Origin of the sequence: Alkalibacillus salilacus, assembly GCF_030812915.1 — a bacterium.
In the GTDB taxonomy this organism is placed as follows: Bacteria; Bacillota; Bacilli; order Bacillales; family Alkalibacillaceae; genus Alkalibacillus; species Alkalibacillus salilacus.
This window is the reverse complement of the sequence record NZ_JAUSTQ010000002.1, coordinates 250619-265771: the sequence shown is the minus strand read 5'-3', so window position 1 is coordinate 265771 and position 15153 is coordinate 250619. Positions and strand designations below refer to the sequence as shown.

Below are 15153 nucleotides of genomic sequence, written 5' to 3'. Positions count from 1 at the left end.
AATAATGTGCATTTTTTCGTTAATACTATGCTAGGCTTGTCTTAACATTAGTGAAGGTGGTTGGCTTATGGAAGAACGAAAAAAAGTTAAAGTAGCGATTCAACAACATAATAAGCAATCTGAAAAGAACCCATATGAAAAAGTATTAACACCGAAGTCAAAGAAGAAAACTATATCAAAACTATCTCTTTGGACCATTTTGAAATCTGCTTTTTTTGCTTTAATTGTAGGTGCAGTATTTGGTATAGGTATGCTTATCTTTTTAGATATCTCTAATCCAGCTACAACTCAAACTCAAGATGATCCAACGCCAGTAACAGCAGATGACGAAGACTCAACTGAAAATAATTCTGATAGCGAATCCATTCAGTATGGTGGTGGTAACTATGAAGTCTTTCAACTAGGTGTATTTAGTACGGAGGAAAATGCAAGTTCTTTCCAAGCATCATTAAATACCGTACCGTCCGTTGTGGTTCCTCGCCAAGATCAATTTTATTTATTAACTAGTGCTCTTCATGAATCTGTAGATCAATCAGTTATTGAGAAATATTTAGAGTCAAAAGATTTGAATCAAAATGATGGCTATTATTTGACGTCCTGGACCTTTGAAGAAAAAACGGTTTCATCTACTGAGAATAACGAAGCATGGTTAGATGAAGGCCGATCGTTGTTAGAAGTTTCTGATTTAAATGCTGAGTGGGAAGAGGAATTAACAAGTTGGCTTGGTAATTATCCGCAATCTATGGAAGATGATCAATACGTAAATGAACTGATTAATTTAACGACAAGAGAGTCCGATGGTGATTCTGGCGCGTTGCTAAATCGAGCAACAATGTTTTTAACATTGAATCTATTATTTGAATCAATTTCATAAAAAAACGATTATCTTGGATTATTTGTTTTGTGATGACATGTTTACCTGTCGAAAACCTTATCAGCACCCTAGAAAATAGCCTTTTCCCTTTTTGTTTCTTAAGAGGAGTTTCATTATAATAAAGCTAACTTAAGAACTGAAAGGGGTTTTCCAATGAGTAATCACTCTATTATGATCCGAGATGTACCTGAAAGTGAGCGGCCGCGAGAGCGTCTGATGGAAGTGGGAGCACCTGCATTATCTAACCAAGAGTTAATCGCAATTTTGCTAGGGAGTGGGTCGAAAGGTTTCTCTTCTTTGTCACTTGCGACGAATGTATTAAAGCATTTTGAAGGTATTTCATTATTAAGAGATGCAACGATAAATGAACTAACTACGATCACAGGGATTGGCAACGCGAAAGCCATACAATTAATGGCTGCGCTTGAACTAGGGAAACGTATTCAAACTTACAAAGCCCGTGAGCAATATGTGGTTAAAAGCCCTGAAGATGGTGCGAATTTCTTGATGGAAGACTTTAGAGGGTTGCATCAAGAGCATTTTGTTGCGCTTTATCTGAATACCAAAAACCAAATCATTCACAGGCAAACGATTTTTATCGGGAGCTTAAATTCTTCTATAGTCCATCCAAGAGAAGTGTTCAAAGAAGCCATTAAACGTTCCGCTGCCTCCGTTATTTGTGCCCACAACCACCCTTCAGGTGATCCCTCTCCATCTAATGAAGATATCCAAGTAACACGTCGGTTATATGAATCTGGAAAAGTGATTGGAATTGAACTGCTCGATCACTTAGTTATAGGAGACCAAAAGTTTATTTCCTTAAAAGAAAAGGGTTATTTATAAAGGACTTATCTCCAGTCCATTAGCCTTATATTGCATTTTCATCAAGTCTTTATCTATCTAATTATCGTGTTATACCGTATAATATAAATACTTAATATTTCAGCACCACACGGAGGTCTATGCATAAAGTTGTGGTGCTTATTCATGTTTCGTTTGTTGACAGCGTACGTTATAGTAACACTTATATTAGAGGGGCGATCAAGATTGGGAACAACATTGTTTAATCGTGAAATAGCGATTGATTTAGGGACTGCTAATACGTTGGTATATATTAAGGGGAAAGGGATTGTTTTAAACGAACCGACTGTAGTCGCAAGACAGATGCCTTCAAATGAGATTATAGCTGTTGGTAACGAAGCAAAAAGTATGATTGGGCGTTCGCCACGAGATATCGAAATCATTCGACCATTAAAAGAAGGAGTTATTGCGGATTTTGAAATAACAGCCCAGATGATTCAATCTTTTATTGGGCGTGTTTATAATATGGAAACCATCTGGTCCAGAAAACCGTATATCATAATTTGCGTGCCATCTGGGGCAACTAAAGTAGAAAAACGAGCTGTATTGGATGCAGCAAAACAGGCAGGTGCTAAAGAAGTTTATATAATCTCTGAGCCGTTTGCAGCCGCTATAGGTGCTGGTTTGCCTGTGTGGGAACCAACTGGTAATATGATTGTAGATATTGGTGGTGGAACAACAGAAGTTGCCATTATTTCTTTAGGTGGTATTGTTAGTAGCCAATCAATTAGAGTGGCAGGAGATTATCTCAATGAAGAGATTCAAGGATATATAAGATTAACTTATAGTCTTGCTATTGGAAATTCGACTGCAGAAAAATTAAAAATTGATCTAGCCTCTGCAAAAATGGATGACAATCGTGGTAAAATGGTTGTTAAGGGTCGTGACTTAATTACAGGTCTACCAGAAACCGTAACGGTAACACGTGGAGAGATTATGTCAGTAATAGAGAAAACTGCTCAACAAATTGTTAGTACGGTTATTGATACGTTAGCTACCGCTCCACCTGAAATATCAAACGATATTATGTCCCGGGGAATAATTTTAACTGGTGGTGGAGCACTTCTTGATGGATTAGCAAATATGATTAAGAAAGAAGTTGACCTTCCTGTATTTATTACGGAAGACCCAATGACATCTGTTGTTAAAGGAACAGGCGAAGCTATTAAACATATAGATTACATCAGAAGCACTACTAATATTGCAGCAGAGAATACGTAACATTAAGAGAAGGTGTCAAAATATGCCATCATTTTTAAGAAAGCGAAAGTTAATTGTCTTTTTATTAAGTATTATTATTATTGTTAGTTTGATTGGTTATTCATTAAGGTCAGATGGTTCGTCTAGTGTACCCGCACAATTTGCGCATGACACGGTCGGGTTGTTTCAAAGTGTACTTCATAAACCAATTGGTGCAATAGCTGATTTTACTGGCTCTGTATCAGATATGCGTCAAGTTTATGAACAAAATCAAGTGTTAAAACAAGAGTTACAAGATTATAAATCACTTGCATATGAAGTTAATGAACTAGAAAAAGAAAATGAAGAATTACGTGCCATGGCAGATGTTGATACAACACTTAGTGACTATGAAACATTGAATGCGACAGTCATTGCTAGAAGTTCTGAACGTTGGTTTCAACAAGTGACAATCAATAAAGGAAGTCAACATGGTGTGCAAGAAAATATGGCTGTTCAAACCGCCAAAGGCATGGTAGGTAAAGTGATTAATGCTTCACAATTAACTTCAACCGTTCAATTGTTGAGTGGTTTTGGTGCAGAACATCAAGTATCAGCCATAGTCGATCAAAATGAAAATATCTTTGGTATGATTGAAGGTTATGACAGTGAAAATGATCAATTGATTTTTCGAGACCTATCTGATGATAGTGAGTTAGAAGAAGGACAGGCAGTGGTCACATCAGGCTTAGGAGGTGTGTTCCCGCGAGGAATTTTAATTGGTGAAATCAGTTCAATTGAATTAGATCAGTATGGGTTAACAAGCATTGCTCATGTTGAACCTGCAGCAGATTTAAATGATATTAACCAAGTCAAAGTAGTAGACCGTGAATTACAGACTGTAGAACCAAGCGAGGAGGATGAGGAGTCATGAAAATATTCCTACTTCCGCTTATAACGCTTATCTTATTGGTTCTACAAAGCGTTTTAACAGAAGTTATTCCATCAACTTTCTTAGATGGTATGTTATACATACCACATTGGCCACTTGTCATTTCTATTATTGTCATGATTTTTTATGATCGTGAACATAGTTATGTTGGCTTAATGAATGGTCTAGCATTTGCTATTTTAACAGATTTAACCTTCACATCTATTCTAGGCGTATATTTACTGGGGTATGGTGTGTCATTATATGTGATTCACCTATTAAAACGTGTCTTACACAAAAATTTTCTTGTCTCAATAGTATTTGTTGTATTAGGTGTTGCCATAGCTGATCTTATCATTTTTGGCGTTTATTTCTTAATTGGTCAGGTCATGATAGGATTCCAAGAATATCTAACGACACGCCTTGTCCCTACTTTAATTGTGAATGTGATCGGTTTACTCATCTTATACCCATTAACTAAGCCTATGTTAACGAAATGGAAATATGAACTAGAGAAATAATTTTATTCAAAGGATGTCCTCATTATGACAGAAACGAACTTATACCTTACAATGAAAGGTACAACTGAAGGGATTATTGTTTACTTAGATGATCAATGTTCGTTCGATCAATTATTAGAAGAACTCCATAAACAATTAGAATCTGATGCGATCCACCAACGAACAAGTATTAAAGTGCATACACAAAATCGTTTACTTGATACCTGGCAGCAAGATGAAATCCGTCACCTCTTAAATGATCAACATTCAATTGGTATTAAATCATTTGAATCGAATGTGATCTCAAAAGAGGAAGCAAGATCTTGGTATGATCATTTAACATTGAAACCTTATGTCAAAACAATAAGGTCAGGACAAGAGTTACATGAGAATGGGGATATATTTATTATTGGTGATGTTAACCCAGGGGCAACCGTGACAGCTTCAGGAAGTGTTTTTGTACTAGGTCAATTACGTGGTATAGTTCATGCAGGGTTTCCTGATGGTGCTAATGAAGTGGTTGCTGCTTCTTATATGAATCCTAGTCAAATTCGTATAGCTGATCAACTCAGTCGTGCACCTGATTATGAGGTTGAAGGATCACAGCGTGAGTTTGCATTTATTAATCAAGAAACAAGCCAAATTGAACTCGATGATCTACATAACCTTCAAAAAATCCGACCAAATCTAACGGATATTTCAGAAAGGGGACTTTAAAATGGGAGAATCAATCGTCATCACATCAGGTAAAGGTGGGGTGGGAAAAACGACGACCACTGCTAATATTGGGACAGCTTTAGCTTTACAAGATAAAAAAGTGTGTTTAATTGATACAGATATAGGCTTGCGGAATCTAGATGTTATATTAGGACTAGAGAACCGTATTATTTTTGATATTGTTGACGTCATTGAAGGTCAATGTAAACTACAAGCAGCTCTTGTAAAAGATAAACGATTTGATTGTCTTCATTTGCTTCCTGCTGCGCAATCAAGTGATAAAAATGAAGTAACACCAGAAGGCATTCAATCACTAGTCGAGCAATTAAAACCTGATTATGATTATATATTGATCGATTGTCCAGCTGGGATCGAACAAGGATACAAAAATGCAGTAGCAGGCGCTGATAAAGCTGTCGTTGTTACGACGCCTGAGAAATCAAGTGTTCGAGATGCTGACCGAATTATAGGTTTACTAGAACAGGAGAATTTAGAATCAACTCATCTAGTCATCAATCGTATTAGAAAACATATGATGGATAGTGGTGATATGCTTGCGGTTGATGATATCGTGTCAACATTATCAATCGATTTATTAGGAGTCATCATGGATGATGAAGATGTCATTCGTGCCTCTCACCATGGTAATCCTGTAGCATTTCAACCAGACACGAAAGCCTCCATTGGATACCGTAATATAGCTAGGCGAATTCTCGGGGAATCTGTCCCGTTAATGTCTTTTGATGAAGACAAAGGCTTCCTACTTAAAATGAAAAAATTATTAGGTATGAAGTAATAACTTTTCCGGATAAAGCGTAAGGCATTTATCCGGAATTTTTGTGTAGTAGTAGTCTAGGTCATCATAATTCTTTTTACTAAGAATAGATTAGTACAAATGGTAAAAGGAATGGTGGCCTATGAATAAACGAGTCGAAAAAATTAGAGAAGACATTGCTAAACGTAAATTGAGAGAGCGTAAGAAATTGCATCAACACCCTAATATGTTACCATCAAATGAAGAAATGCACGGTATGACATCTATTCCTCAATCTGATGATTTTAATTGGACAACTTATGTGATGTCCTTTTTAAGAAAAGGTGTCTTAGCATTAGCTTTATTTTTAGGTGTCCTATTGTTAAGTCAGTCAAACTCGAGTTGGGCTAATCAGATGGATTCTCACGTCGATCAGTTATTAACTGATGACTTGCCTTTCGCTACTGTACAGGCTTGGTATGATTCGCATATAGCAACGATGTTTGTGTCAACTGGGTTTGATGCTCCAGTTAATGAGCCTTCAGAACCTAATCAAGCGATGTTAGTCAATGGTTTAAATGAAAATCAGGTTACTTCGATGGAAGATCACTTATTAGTGGATATTACGGAAGAACAAACGATTCACCCGATAGAAAAAGGGACGGTTTTATTTGCGGGTAATAAAGAAGAAACTGGAAAAACGATTGTCGTTCAACATGAGGATGGAAGTGAAACAGTGTATGGTCATTTATCATCTATTGATGTTTTCCACTATCAATTTGTTGGTCCATCAGACACTTTAGGTTCAATCAGTCCTGAAGCGGCTAGTGAAGAAGCTTCACTGTATTTTGCTGTTGAAAATCAAAATGAAAGTGTTGATCCAGTACCAGTCATTTTAGGTCGTTAAAATGACAATACGAATAGTAGAATTACATCCATTATTATTAATTGTCGGTGCTACTTCCTACGTGTTTGGCTGGTTTTTAGAGTTATTATGTTTATTAGTCATTGTGTTGATTCATGAAATGGGACATGTTCTAACTGCAAAATACTTTGGGTGGGATGTTACGCGGGTAGTGATTTGGCCATTTGGTGGTGTCATGGAAACATCGGATTATTATAATCGTCCTTTAAAAGAAGAATGGCTCGTAACAATTGCTGGGCCTTTGCAGCATATATGGCTTTATGCGGTCATTATTGTTTTGGACATGTTATGGTTGAATGATGCTTTAAGTCTGTTATTACTTTGGATGAATTCAGCTATCTTAGTTTTTAATTTGGTTCCCGTCATGCCATTGGATGGCGGTCGTTTATTATTGTTGTTTTTGCAGAGGTATTTTTCATTTTATCGAACCATTATCATGATGGCTATTTGGTCGATCGTTTTTTTGTTGTTTTTAAATGGTATACTATGGATTAATCAGTTGTATTCCCTACAATTGATGGGAATCTCAATTTTTTTGATTTTAGACAATTGGTTTTTGTGGAGACAGAGAGATCGATTTTTATTAAAGCACTTATTATCACGCCATTTACGAAGGCAAGTTAAACGGGATCAAATTTGTATATTACGAGCAAATACCAATTATTCATTATCGAATATTGTTAAAGAATTCAAACGTAATCATTATCACTACGTTTATATTGAAGATGAAGATTTGCTTAGTGAAGATGATTGTCTAACAGGGTTATTCGGTTATGCTAAATAATTAATAAATTTAATTCACCAGGGTGTTGATCATGAGACAAATTTGGATACAAACTAAAACACGACACCAGCTTTACTTAGATCAAATTAATGGTCAAACGGCTGATGTATTATTTCAAAGGATTACAGATTTTCAGACAGGGGATATTTTATATGGAACGGTTAAACAAGTCGATCATCGGTTGAAGGCTTGTTTTATTGATGTGGGACAGGGAGATATCGCTTATTTACCTTATCGTAATATGGTTGATGAAAAGGTAAGTCATGGCGATTGGTTGCTTGTTCAAGTCGAACGATTAGCTACTCCATCTAAATATATAACGGTTACAACAAAACTGCAAATAAAGGATGACGCGCTTGTCTATTCACCGTTTGAAACATCTATTCATGTATCTCATAAACTAACAAACGAAGAAAGAGATTATTTAATTGACTTATTGTCTCCATACGTTGATGAAGGGTTGATTGTTCGAACGAAAGCCAATCATCAGGATCAAACAACTCTAATAAATGGGTTGGAACGATTAAAAATCGAGTATAAACAAATAAATGAAATGCCTGTTAAAAAAGGACTGGTTTATCGCCAAAGCCATCCGTTTATGACGGCACTTCAGCAAACGGATTTAAGTGAGGTCGACCGAATTATTGTTGACGAACCAAATATGAAAGAAAAAATATTATCCGTACTACCTCATGTGTCTGATCGCTTAAATCTGGATCGTCATTATCTTCATCACCGCCCTTATGGATATGAGTCATTGGCAGATGAATTAACGCGACGTCAGATCTCACTACCTAGTGGTGCATCATTAACGATTGACCAGACTGAAGCTTTAACAGCTGTAGATGTCGACTTTGGTTCTTATCGAATACATCAACAAACAGAGCCAGATTACATGGTGATTAATCGTGAAGCAGTCACACAATTAGCCAAGATACTAAAAGAGCGGAATGTATTTGGTGCTATCATCGTTGACTTATTAAACATGCAGTCTAACAAAGAACAACAAGAGATTATAAATACTCTAAAACATCAAAATATACAACAATCAGCTTCAATACACATTGTCGGTTTTACTAAACTTGGTATGTTAGAACTGACTAGGAAACGAGAAGTAACTAATAGCTATCAATTCTTCGGTGTCGATCAAAGGACCTTAGCTCCGACTGAAAATTATTACTTACAACAGTTAGAGGAAGAATTATGTTGGTTTAATGAAGATCGATCAATCGATGTTATCCATTTAGAAGTTGATTCTAGTTACAGTTCGATGATGAAGCCATTTCTAAAGATGTTGCATGAAACGCATGAATTTCATTTTCCTCTCTATATAAGTACAAAAAAAGGTTTACAATCACCTTATCAGTTATATAAAATAGGTAATGTTCATTGGTTATTGTCACGTTATGAAGATAAAGGATTGTCTATTGACAAGGTTTTTTAATACGTGGTAATATCTATATGTTATGTTTTTGTAGCACCCGCATGCTACAACCGCTCAGAGAAGGTTTTTAAACTCAATTTGAGTACCTTTAATGGCGAGTCTGAGTAATTAGAGGAGGTGCAAGTATGTACGCAATTATTGAAACTGGTGGCAAGCAAGTGAAAGTTGAAGAAGGTCAGTCAATCTACGTCGAAAAGCTAGATGGTGAAGCAGGCGAAGAGGTGACGTTCGACAACGTTCTTTTCGTAGGTGGGGACTCTGCTAAAGCAGGAACTCCATACGTTGATGGCGCGTCTGTTACAGGTAAGATTGACCGTAACGGAAAAGGACGTAAAATCACGGTTTTCAAATATAAGCCGAAGAAGAACTACAAGCGTAAGCAAGGTCACCGTCAACCGTATACTAAAGTAACAATTGATAAAATCAATGCGTAAGGACTGTCAGCATGATTGAAGTAATCGTAAACCGTTATCCTGATGATACAATTAAAGGCTTTCAAATGTCGGGACATGCAGATAGTGGCCCATATGGACATGATTTAGTTTGTGCAGCAGCTTCTGCTGTTTCATTCGGAGCTGTTAATGCGGTTATTTCAATATGTGACATTGAACCATTGATCGATCAACGTGAAAATGGTGGATTTTTAAATGTGACGTTACCAGACGAATTGACAGTTGAAGTGTTAAAACAAGCGCAATTACTGTTAGAAGGTATGGTCGTCTCACTTGAAACGATTGAAAGAGACTATGGACAATATATTCACATTTCAAAATCTTAAGGAGGTGCATGGTAATGCTACGTCTAAATTTACAGTTTTTCGCTCAGAAAAAAGGTGTAAGTAGTACGAAAAACGGTCGTGACTCAGAGTCGAAACGTTTAGGCGCTAAACGTGCGGACGGTCAGTTCGTATCAGGCGGTTCTATTCTATACCGTCAGCGTGGTACGAAAGTTTACCCGGGTTATAACGTAGGAATTGGTGGCGACGACACACTTTTCTCTAAAGTAGACGGTGTTGTTCGTTTCGAACGTTATGGACGCGATCGTAAAAAAGTTAGTGTTTATCCAGAAGCTCAAGAAGCGTAATGGATGAAAAACCGACTCTAGCCTAATAGAGTCGGTTTTTTTGTGATTATTTGATACAAATATTCAGTTATAGTGATTATTTTCGTCAAATGTTGAGCGTTAATTTATGGTATTATGGAGGAAAATCTTAGTGTAGGTGATTGTCATGGAACGCCAACAATTTTTACAATGGTTACGTCAGTACCGACATGATTTAATGAATGATTTGCAAATCGTTCAAGGCTATGGGAGTATGGGAAAGCATGAAAAATCGCTTAATAAAGTCAATGACTTAATTGAACGTTTAAAGCAAGAACGATTACTACAAACGTTGAATTGTGATGAGTTTGTTTTCTGGTTGTTATCTACATCCCTAATGGAGCATGAATTAAATATCACCTTTTCGGTTAATACTGATTTAACAGAACTCTCGGCATTTGACGAAAAATTAACAAATGATGGTCAAGCAATTGTATCAGAACTTGAAAGCAGTATTGTTGCATGGACTGACGTGTCAGTTCATGTTGCTATAGAAGGCGAAGAAGAACTATTGTTACGGTACGATATTCATTTACCGAATGAAGATCAATCAGATTTTATTAAGAGATTGTCATTTAGTGGTGAATGTCTTCAGGTTGTACAAAACGTAGAAAAAGTATCAATCACGCTAATTTATCGTTAGGGTGAATGCAGGAAGAAGGTGAAAGAAATGTTTGTCGATCGTGTCAAAGTATTTGTTAAAGCTGGTGATGGTGGAGACGGACTTGTGTCTTTTCGACGAGAAAAATATGTAGCAATGGGTGGCCCTAACGGTGGAGACGGGGGTCATGGTGGTGACATAGTTTTAGAAGTCGACGAAGGGTTAAACACTTTAATGGATTTTCGCTATCAACGTCATTTTAAGGCTAATCGCGGTGAAAATGGTATGAGCAAAAGTAAACATGGAAAAAACTCAGAGCCTTATGTGATTCCAGTACCGCCAGGCACTACGGTTCGTAATGCTGAAACGCAGGAAGTGATCGCCGATTTAGTTGATCATGGTCAACGCGCTGTTATTGCTGAGGGTGGCCGCGGAGGCCGTGGGAATATACGTTTTGCCAATTCTCGTAATCGCGCACCAGAATTATCTGAAAAAGGCGCACCAGGTGATGAATTAAATGTGGAACTTGAGTTGAAAGTACTTGCAGATGTCGGATTAGTAGGATTTCCAAGTGTGGGTAAATCAACTTTACTTTCAGTTGTTAGTGGAGCAAAACCAAAGGTAGCAGATTATCATTTTACAACCTTAAACCCTCATTTAGGTATGGTTCGTATTGAAGATGAGCGAAGCTTCGTGATGGCCGATTTACCTGGTTTAATTGCAGGAGCTCACGAAGGTGTTGGTTTAGGTTATCAATTTCTACGTCATATTGAGAGAACGCGTGTGATTGTTCACGTTATCGATATGTCAGGAATTGAAGGACGTGACCCGTATGAGGATTATGTTACGATTAATAAAGAGTTAGAAGCTTATGATGAGAAGTTACTTGAACGTCCTCAGATTATTGTCGCGAATAAAATGGATATGCCTGATGCTGAAACACATCTAGAAATGTTTAAAGAACAATTAGGAGAAGATCTACCGATTTATCCGATATCCGCTTATACTCAAACGGGACTAAGAGATCTGTTGTTTGAAGTGGCTAATACACTTGATGAAATACCGAAAGATACATTCGAGACTACTGATGAAGACGCTAGTGATGAACGTGTTGTCTACAAATATGAAGGCGATGACGACAGTTTCCATATTACACGTGATCCAGACGGTGCGTATGTGTTGTCTGGACCAAAAATTGAACGTTTATTTAAGATGACAGACTTTAATCGTGACCAATCGGTTAGACGATTTGCGCGTCAGATGCGTCATATGGGTATTGATGATGCTCTTCGCAAGCGTGGAGCAGAAGAAGGAGACACTGTTCGATTATTAGACTTCGAATTTGAATTTGTTGAATAAGATTATGTGTCAACATCCCTTTACTGTGTGCATAAATTAGGGTAACGCCTAAATTCACAGTAAGGGGGTATTTATAATGAAATTTCATATCGTGAAGCAAGGTGAAACAATGGGCTCAATCGCGGAACAATATGGCCTTTCTGAATCAAATCTTTATGACATGAATAAACATTTATCTGATGTAACAGAAGTGTTAGAAGGCATGAAAGTGAAAGTGCCTCAAGAGGCGGTAACTAATCGTCAAGAGGTTAAACAAAAGCAAACGAGTTCAAGTCATTCAACTGAACGATTTCCGTTTCCAGATCATGCAAAGCCCCGGTCAATCCCGGTTATAAGAGAAGACGAATGGTTTGATAAAAAATTAGCACCTTACATTCAAAATCAAGATAATTCTAATTACAATAATGGTTCCTATCAACACTATGGTGTTAATCAGCCAATGTCAGTACCTTTTCCGCATCCTCATTTTTATCGTGAGAATCCGTATGTTTATGGCTGGAGTAATGGCTATGGCTGGAATAATGGTTGTGGGTGTCAATAAAGGTTTTAAATTGATCAAGTCGCATTCGTCGGCTTGATTTTCTTTTTAATTTCTTTATGATAGAATAAATTTAACAAAGTGGAGCAAAGGGGAGCAGTATATGGAGCAACATATCAACCAGTTAGTACAGTGGCTACAAGAAACCGTTAAAGAAACGAATTCAAATGGATTAGTTGTCGGTTTGAGTGGAGGTATTGATTCGACGGTTGTAGCGTATCTAATCAAACAAGCATTTCCTGAGCAATCATTAGGACTCATTATGCCTTGTAAAAGTGCAGATCAAGACCGTGATGATGCTGAGTTAGTCATAGAAGAATCAGGCATTAAACATATGACAATTGATTTAACGGATCAACATGATTCAATGTTCTCGACCATTAAGCAACAAATTGAAAACCAAGGGGAATGGAATTCAGATAAAGAACAAATCGCAGATGCTAATTTACGTGCTCGCATGCGGATGAGCACCTTATACACTGTAGCTGCTAACTATAATTATTTAGTTGTGGGTACAGACAACGCAGCTGAATGGTACACAGGCTACTTCACTAAACATGGCGATGGTGGCGTTGATATTGTCCCATTACTTCACTATACAAAAGAAGAAGTACGTGAATTAGGTCGTGCATTAGGTGTGCCGAATAAGATAGTTGATAAGGCTCCGAGTGCAGGATTGTGGGATGGTCAAACTGATGAGTCAGAAATGGGTGTTTCATATGATGCCATTGACGCCTTCTTAAACGGAGAATCAGTGAGTGACAATGATGCTGAAAAAATTGAAATGATGCATGAGCGAACAGCACATAAACGTGCTTTACCTAAATCACCACCCGATTTCCATCATTTCACACTCGAATAATTGTATGTTTTAACACCTCTTATTTCAAAATAATGAAACGGAGGTGTTTTGCATGTTTAAGTCAATAATCATCATTCTGGCTTCGTTTGTATTGGTTTCAGGCTGTACATTTGTTAACCCAGAACGTGAGGCAAATCGGACGCAAGATGATCACACAATGGAATCACAAGAAGACGCTGAGTTAACACCTGAACAGCAGATTCGTTTGAATATGTATGAAAACCCTCATGAATACTTTAATGAGAAGCAAATCGAGGATACATTAGATAATTCGGATGGCAACCCGTATGTCTCTAAAGAAGTGACAGAACGAAAAGAGATGGAACGAAAATTATATGAAGAAGTAATGCATCTAGATGAAATAAAACAAGCTGGTATTTCGGTCCAAGAGAAACACATATACGTATCTGTTCAATTGACATCACGAACAACAGAGGAAGAGGCAGTAACGGAAGTGAAAAAAGTAGTTGAAGACATCACAGATCGAACGGATGTCAGCGTCTACGTCAATCGAGAATTTCATAATCGTATTGAAGACCGAAAAGAGTAAACAGGTTGATCCCTGTTTACTTACATATTAGCTTTGTTAATGTCCGTTGTTGATATTGTGATCCGCTTTCGGCGGACGCTTTTACCCATAGGGCACAAGTGCAACATCTGTTCAATCTCACTACGTTCGTTTTTCACAGTGTTTTCTATGCAGGGGCACGGCTCGAGCCTCCTCGGCCACTTAAGGAACTTCGGCTAAGTGCCGGACGTCAATCACAAACGCCGAAGTGACCCACATCCTGTGGGCCTCTGGGGGTCTCGAGGCACGCGCTGTTCCCACTGGAGTCGCCGCCTTCGCTCCTCACAATTCAACAACTCAGTGCTACATCATTTGAAAATCAACAATTAACTTTAACAGAGCCTACATATTAATAATTGGGGGATTATATCATGAAATATGCTATTGTAACAGGGGCGTCAAAAGGGTTAGGAAAAGAGGTAGCGAAAAACTTATTACAAAGTGGCTACCATGTCATTTCTGTTGCTCGCCAACAGCAAGTCGACGAATTAGAAATGCTAGCACAAAATCACGAACCAAATTACCGCCATATTTCTGGTGATTTGTCTAGCGTAGATCAAATCGAAAACATAGCAACTTCTTTGTCTGAACAATTAACACAACAAACAATTGAAGAATTATTGATCGTGAACAATGCAGGTATGGTTACGCCTATGGGTCCCGTAGGTCAATTAGAGAATGAAACGATTGCTAAACATGTCACATTGAATCTAACAGCACCAATGATTTTGATTAACACATTAAAAGCACAAGTTAATCCAAATCGTTTGGCTGTTATAAACATTACCTCAGGTGCAGCAGAAAAAGCAATCTACGGTTGGAATGCTTATAGTTCTACAAAAGCTGCTATTAATCAATATACAGAAACATCAGCAGTAGAGGCAAATGAGTTAGGCTCTAATGATCTTCACATTGCTTTTAGCCCTGGTGTAATGGACACTGATATGCAAGGTGAAATTCGTTCTGCAACTACTGACGAGTTCAAAGACGTTGACAATTTCAAGCAATTAAAAGACAATAATCAATTGCGGAGTCCGAAAGAGGTTGCCGACTTATTACAAAATTTAATTAACGACCAAGAACAATTAGAAAACGGTCGTGTTTACCGAGTTTATGATTTAATTCAGTAACTTGTACAGTAAGGGAGGGGAATGT

At 37.5% G+C, this 15153-nt stretch carries 19 protein-coding genes and 1 other annotated feature; all 19 genes read left to right on the top strand.

The genetic code is table 11. From position 1 onward, the window contains the following. Positions 1 to 67 precede the first annotated feature (67 nt). A complete protein-coding gene (locus tag J2S77_RS03580) occupies positions 68 to 874 on the top strand; it encodes a hypothetical protein (protein WP_306974705.1) in 807 nt (268 codons plus the stop codon). 153 nt (positions 875 to 1027) lie between these two features. Continuing rightward, a complete protein-coding gene (gene radC, locus J2S77_RS03575) occupies positions 1028 to 1717 on the top strand; it encodes a RadC family protein (RefSeq protein WP_306974703.1) in 690 nt (229 codons plus the stop codon). A gap of 204 nt (positions 1718 to 1921) precedes the next feature. Continuing rightward, the gene (locus J2S77_RS03570; RefSeq protein WP_306974701.1) at positions 1922 to 2956 is read left to right on the top strand and encodes a rod shape-determining protein; all 1035 of its coding nucleotides are present in this window, start codon (positions 1922 to 1924) and stop codon (positions 2954 to 2956) included. A 22-nt stretch (positions 2957 to 2978) separates the two neighbouring features. Then, positions 2979 to 3848, top strand: a complete 870-nt coding sequence (mreC, locus tag J2S77_RS03565; protein ID WP_306974699.1) for a rod shape-determining protein MreC — start codon at positions 2979 to 2981, stop codon at positions 3846 to 3848. Then, positions 3845 to 4366, top strand: a complete 522-nt coding sequence (gene mreD / locus J2S77_RS03560) for a rod shape-determining protein MreD (protein ID WP_306974697.1) — start codon at positions 3845 to 3847, stop codon at positions 4364 to 4366. The genes mreC and mreD overlap by 4 nt, the downstream gene beginning before the upstream one ends. Positions 4367 to 4390: 24 nt before the next feature. Continuing rightward, complete coding sequence (gene minC, locus J2S77_RS03555) at positions 4391 to 5062, top strand: septum site-determining protein MinC (RefSeq protein ID WP_306974693.1); 672 nt, start codon at positions 4391 to 4393, stop codon at positions 5060 to 5062. Between the two features lies 1 nt (position 5063). Further along, complete coding sequence (gene minD / locus J2S77_RS03550) at positions 5064 to 5858, top strand: septum site-determining protein MinD (RefSeq protein WP_306974691.1); 795 nt, start codon at positions 5064 to 5066, stop codon at positions 5856 to 5858. Between the two features lie 121 nt (positions 5859 to 5979). After that, the gene (locus J2S77_RS03545) at positions 5980 to 6723 is read left to right on the top strand and encodes a M23 family metallopeptidase (protein WP_306974689.1); all 744 of its coding nucleotides are present in this window, start codon (positions 5980 to 5982) and stop codon (positions 6721 to 6723) included. 1 nt (position 6724) lies between these two features. After that, positions 6725 to 7525 (top strand): site-2 protease family protein, encoded by an 801-nt coding sequence (locus J2S77_RS03540; RefSeq protein ID WP_306974687.1) that lies wholly within the window; start codon positions 6725 to 6727, stop codon positions 7523 to 7525. Between the two features lie 31 nt (positions 7526 to 7556). Further along, positions 7557 to 8969, top strand: a complete 1413-nt coding sequence (locus J2S77_RS03535) for a ribonuclease E/G (RefSeq protein WP_306974686.1) — start codon at positions 7557 to 7559, stop codon at positions 8967 to 8969. Between the two features lie 38 nt (positions 8970 to 9007). After that, positions 9008 to 9081, top strand: a sequence feature (ribosomal protein L21 leader region). A 13-nt stretch (positions 9082 to 9094) separates the two neighbouring features. Continuing rightward, a complete protein-coding gene (gene rplU / locus J2S77_RS03530) occupies positions 9095 to 9403 on the top strand; it encodes a 50S ribosomal protein L21 (RefSeq protein ID WP_306974684.1) in 309 nt (102 codons plus the stop codon). Between the two features lie 11 nt (positions 9404 to 9414). Beyond that, a complete protein-coding gene (locus J2S77_RS03525) occupies positions 9415 to 9747 on the top strand; it encodes a ribosomal-processing cysteine protease Prp (protein ID WP_306974681.1) in 333 nt (110 codons plus the stop codon). 14 nt (positions 9748 to 9761) lie between these two features. Next, positions 9762 to 10052 carry a 50S ribosomal protein L27 gene (rpmA, locus tag J2S77_RS03520; protein WP_167260937.1) on the top strand — a complete coding sequence of 97 codons (291 nt, stop codon included), beginning with the start codon at positions 9762 to 9764 and terminating at the stop codon, positions 10050 to 10052. A gap of 145 nt (positions 10053 to 10197) precedes the next feature. After that, a complete protein-coding gene (locus J2S77_RS03515) occupies positions 10198 to 10713 on the top strand; it encodes a Spo0B domain-containing protein (RefSeq protein WP_306974679.1) in 516 nt (171 codons plus the stop codon). A gap of 27 nt (positions 10714 to 10740) precedes the next feature. Further along, on the top strand, positions 10741 to 12030 hold the full coding sequence (gene obgE / locus J2S77_RS03510) for a GTPase ObgE (protein WP_306974677.1): 1290 nt from the start codon (positions 10741 to 10743) through the stop codon (positions 12028 to 12030). 76 nt (positions 12031 to 12106) lie between these two features. Beyond that, on the top strand, positions 12107 to 12571 hold the full coding sequence (locus J2S77_RS03505; RefSeq protein WP_306974675.1) for a LysM peptidoglycan-binding domain-containing protein: 465 nt from the start codon (positions 12107 to 12109) through the stop codon (positions 12569 to 12571). A 100-nt stretch (positions 12572 to 12671) separates the two neighbouring features. Then, positions 12672 to 13430, top strand: a complete 759-nt coding sequence (gene nadE, locus J2S77_RS03500) for an NAD(+) synthase (protein WP_306974673.1) — start codon at positions 12672 to 12674, stop codon at positions 13428 to 13430. A 52-nt stretch (positions 13431 to 13482) separates the two neighbouring features. Beyond that, a complete protein-coding gene (locus tag J2S77_RS03495; protein WP_306974671.1) occupies positions 13483 to 13980 on the top strand; it encodes a YhcN/YlaJ family sporulation lipoprotein in 498 nt (165 codons plus the stop codon). Positions 13981 to 14369: 389 nt separating this feature from the next. Then, entirely contained in the window at positions 14370 to 15128 is a 759-nt protein-coding gene (locus tag J2S77_RS03490; protein ID WP_306974669.1) for an SDR family NAD(P)-dependent oxidoreductase, read from the top strand. The last annotated feature ends 25 nt before the right edge of the window (positions 15129 to 15153 follow it).

Excerpts from the sequence above, each read along its gene's own strand:
- J2S77_RS03505 (WP_306974675.1), top strand. The coding sequence starts at position 12,107 with ATGAAATTTCATATCGTGAAGCAAGGTGAAACAATGGGCTCAATCGCG.
- nadE (WP_306974673.1), top strand. The coding sequence starts at position 12,672 with ATGGAGCAACATATCAACCAGTTAGTACAGTGGCTACAAGAAACCGTT.
- J2S77_RS03495 (WP_306974671.1), top strand. The coding sequence starts at position 13,483 with ATGTTTAAGTCAATAATCATCATTCTGGCTTCGTTTGTATTGGTTTCA.
- J2S77_RS03515 (WP_306974679.1), top strand. The coding sequence starts at position 10,198 with ATGGAACGCCAACAATTTTTACAATGGTTACGTCAGTACCGACATGAT.
- J2S77_RS03490 (WP_306974669.1), top strand. The coding sequence starts at position 14,370 with ATGAAATATGCTATTGTAACAGGGGCGTCAAAAGGGTTAGGAAAAGAG.
- J2S77_RS03535 (WP_306974686.1), top strand. The coding sequence starts at position 7,557 with ATGAGACAAATTTGGATACAAACTAAAACACGACACCAGCTTTACTTA.
- rpmA (WP_167260937.1), top strand. The coding sequence starts at position 9,762 with ATGCTACGTCTAAATTTACAGTTTTTCGCTCAGAAAAAAGGTGTAAGT.
- J2S77_RS03540 (WP_306974687.1), top strand. The coding sequence starts at position 6,725 with ATGACAATACGAATAGTAGAATTACATCCATTATTATTAATTGTCGGT.
- mreD (WP_306974697.1), top strand. The coding sequence starts at position 3,845 with ATGAAAATATTCCTACTTCCGCTTATAACGCTTATCTTATTGGTTCTA.
- rplU (WP_306974684.1), top strand. The coding sequence starts at position 9,095 with ATGTACGCAATTATTGAAACTGGTGGCAAGCAAGTGAAAGTTGAAGAA.
- mreC (WP_306974699.1), top strand. The coding sequence starts at position 2,979 with ATGCCATCATTTTTAAGAAAGCGAAAGTTAATTGTCTTTTTATTAAGT.
- minC (WP_306974693.1), top strand. The coding sequence starts at position 4,391 with ATGACAGAAACGAACTTATACCTTACAATGAAAGGTACAACTGAAGGG.
- radC (WP_306974703.1), top strand. The coding sequence starts at position 1,028 with ATGAGTAATCACTCTATTATGATCCGAGATGTACCTGAAAGTGAGCGG.
- obgE (WP_306974677.1), top strand. The coding sequence starts at position 10,741 with ATGTTTGTCGATCGTGTCAAAGTATTTGTTAAAGCTGGTGATGGTGGA.
- J2S77_RS03580 (WP_306974705.1), top strand. The coding sequence starts at position 68 with ATGGAAGAACGAAAAAAAGTTAAAGTAGCGATTCAACAACATAATAAG.
- J2S77_RS03525 (WP_306974681.1), top strand. The coding sequence starts at position 9,415 with ATGATTGAAGTAATCGTAAACCGTTATCCTGATGATACAATTAAAGGC.
- minD (WP_306974691.1), top strand. The coding sequence starts at position 5,064 with ATGGGAGAATCAATCGTCATCACATCAGGTAAAGGTGGGGTGGGAAAA.
- J2S77_RS03545 (WP_306974689.1), top strand. The coding sequence starts at position 5,980 with ATGAATAAACGAGTCGAAAAAATTAGAGAAGACATTGCTAAACGTAAA.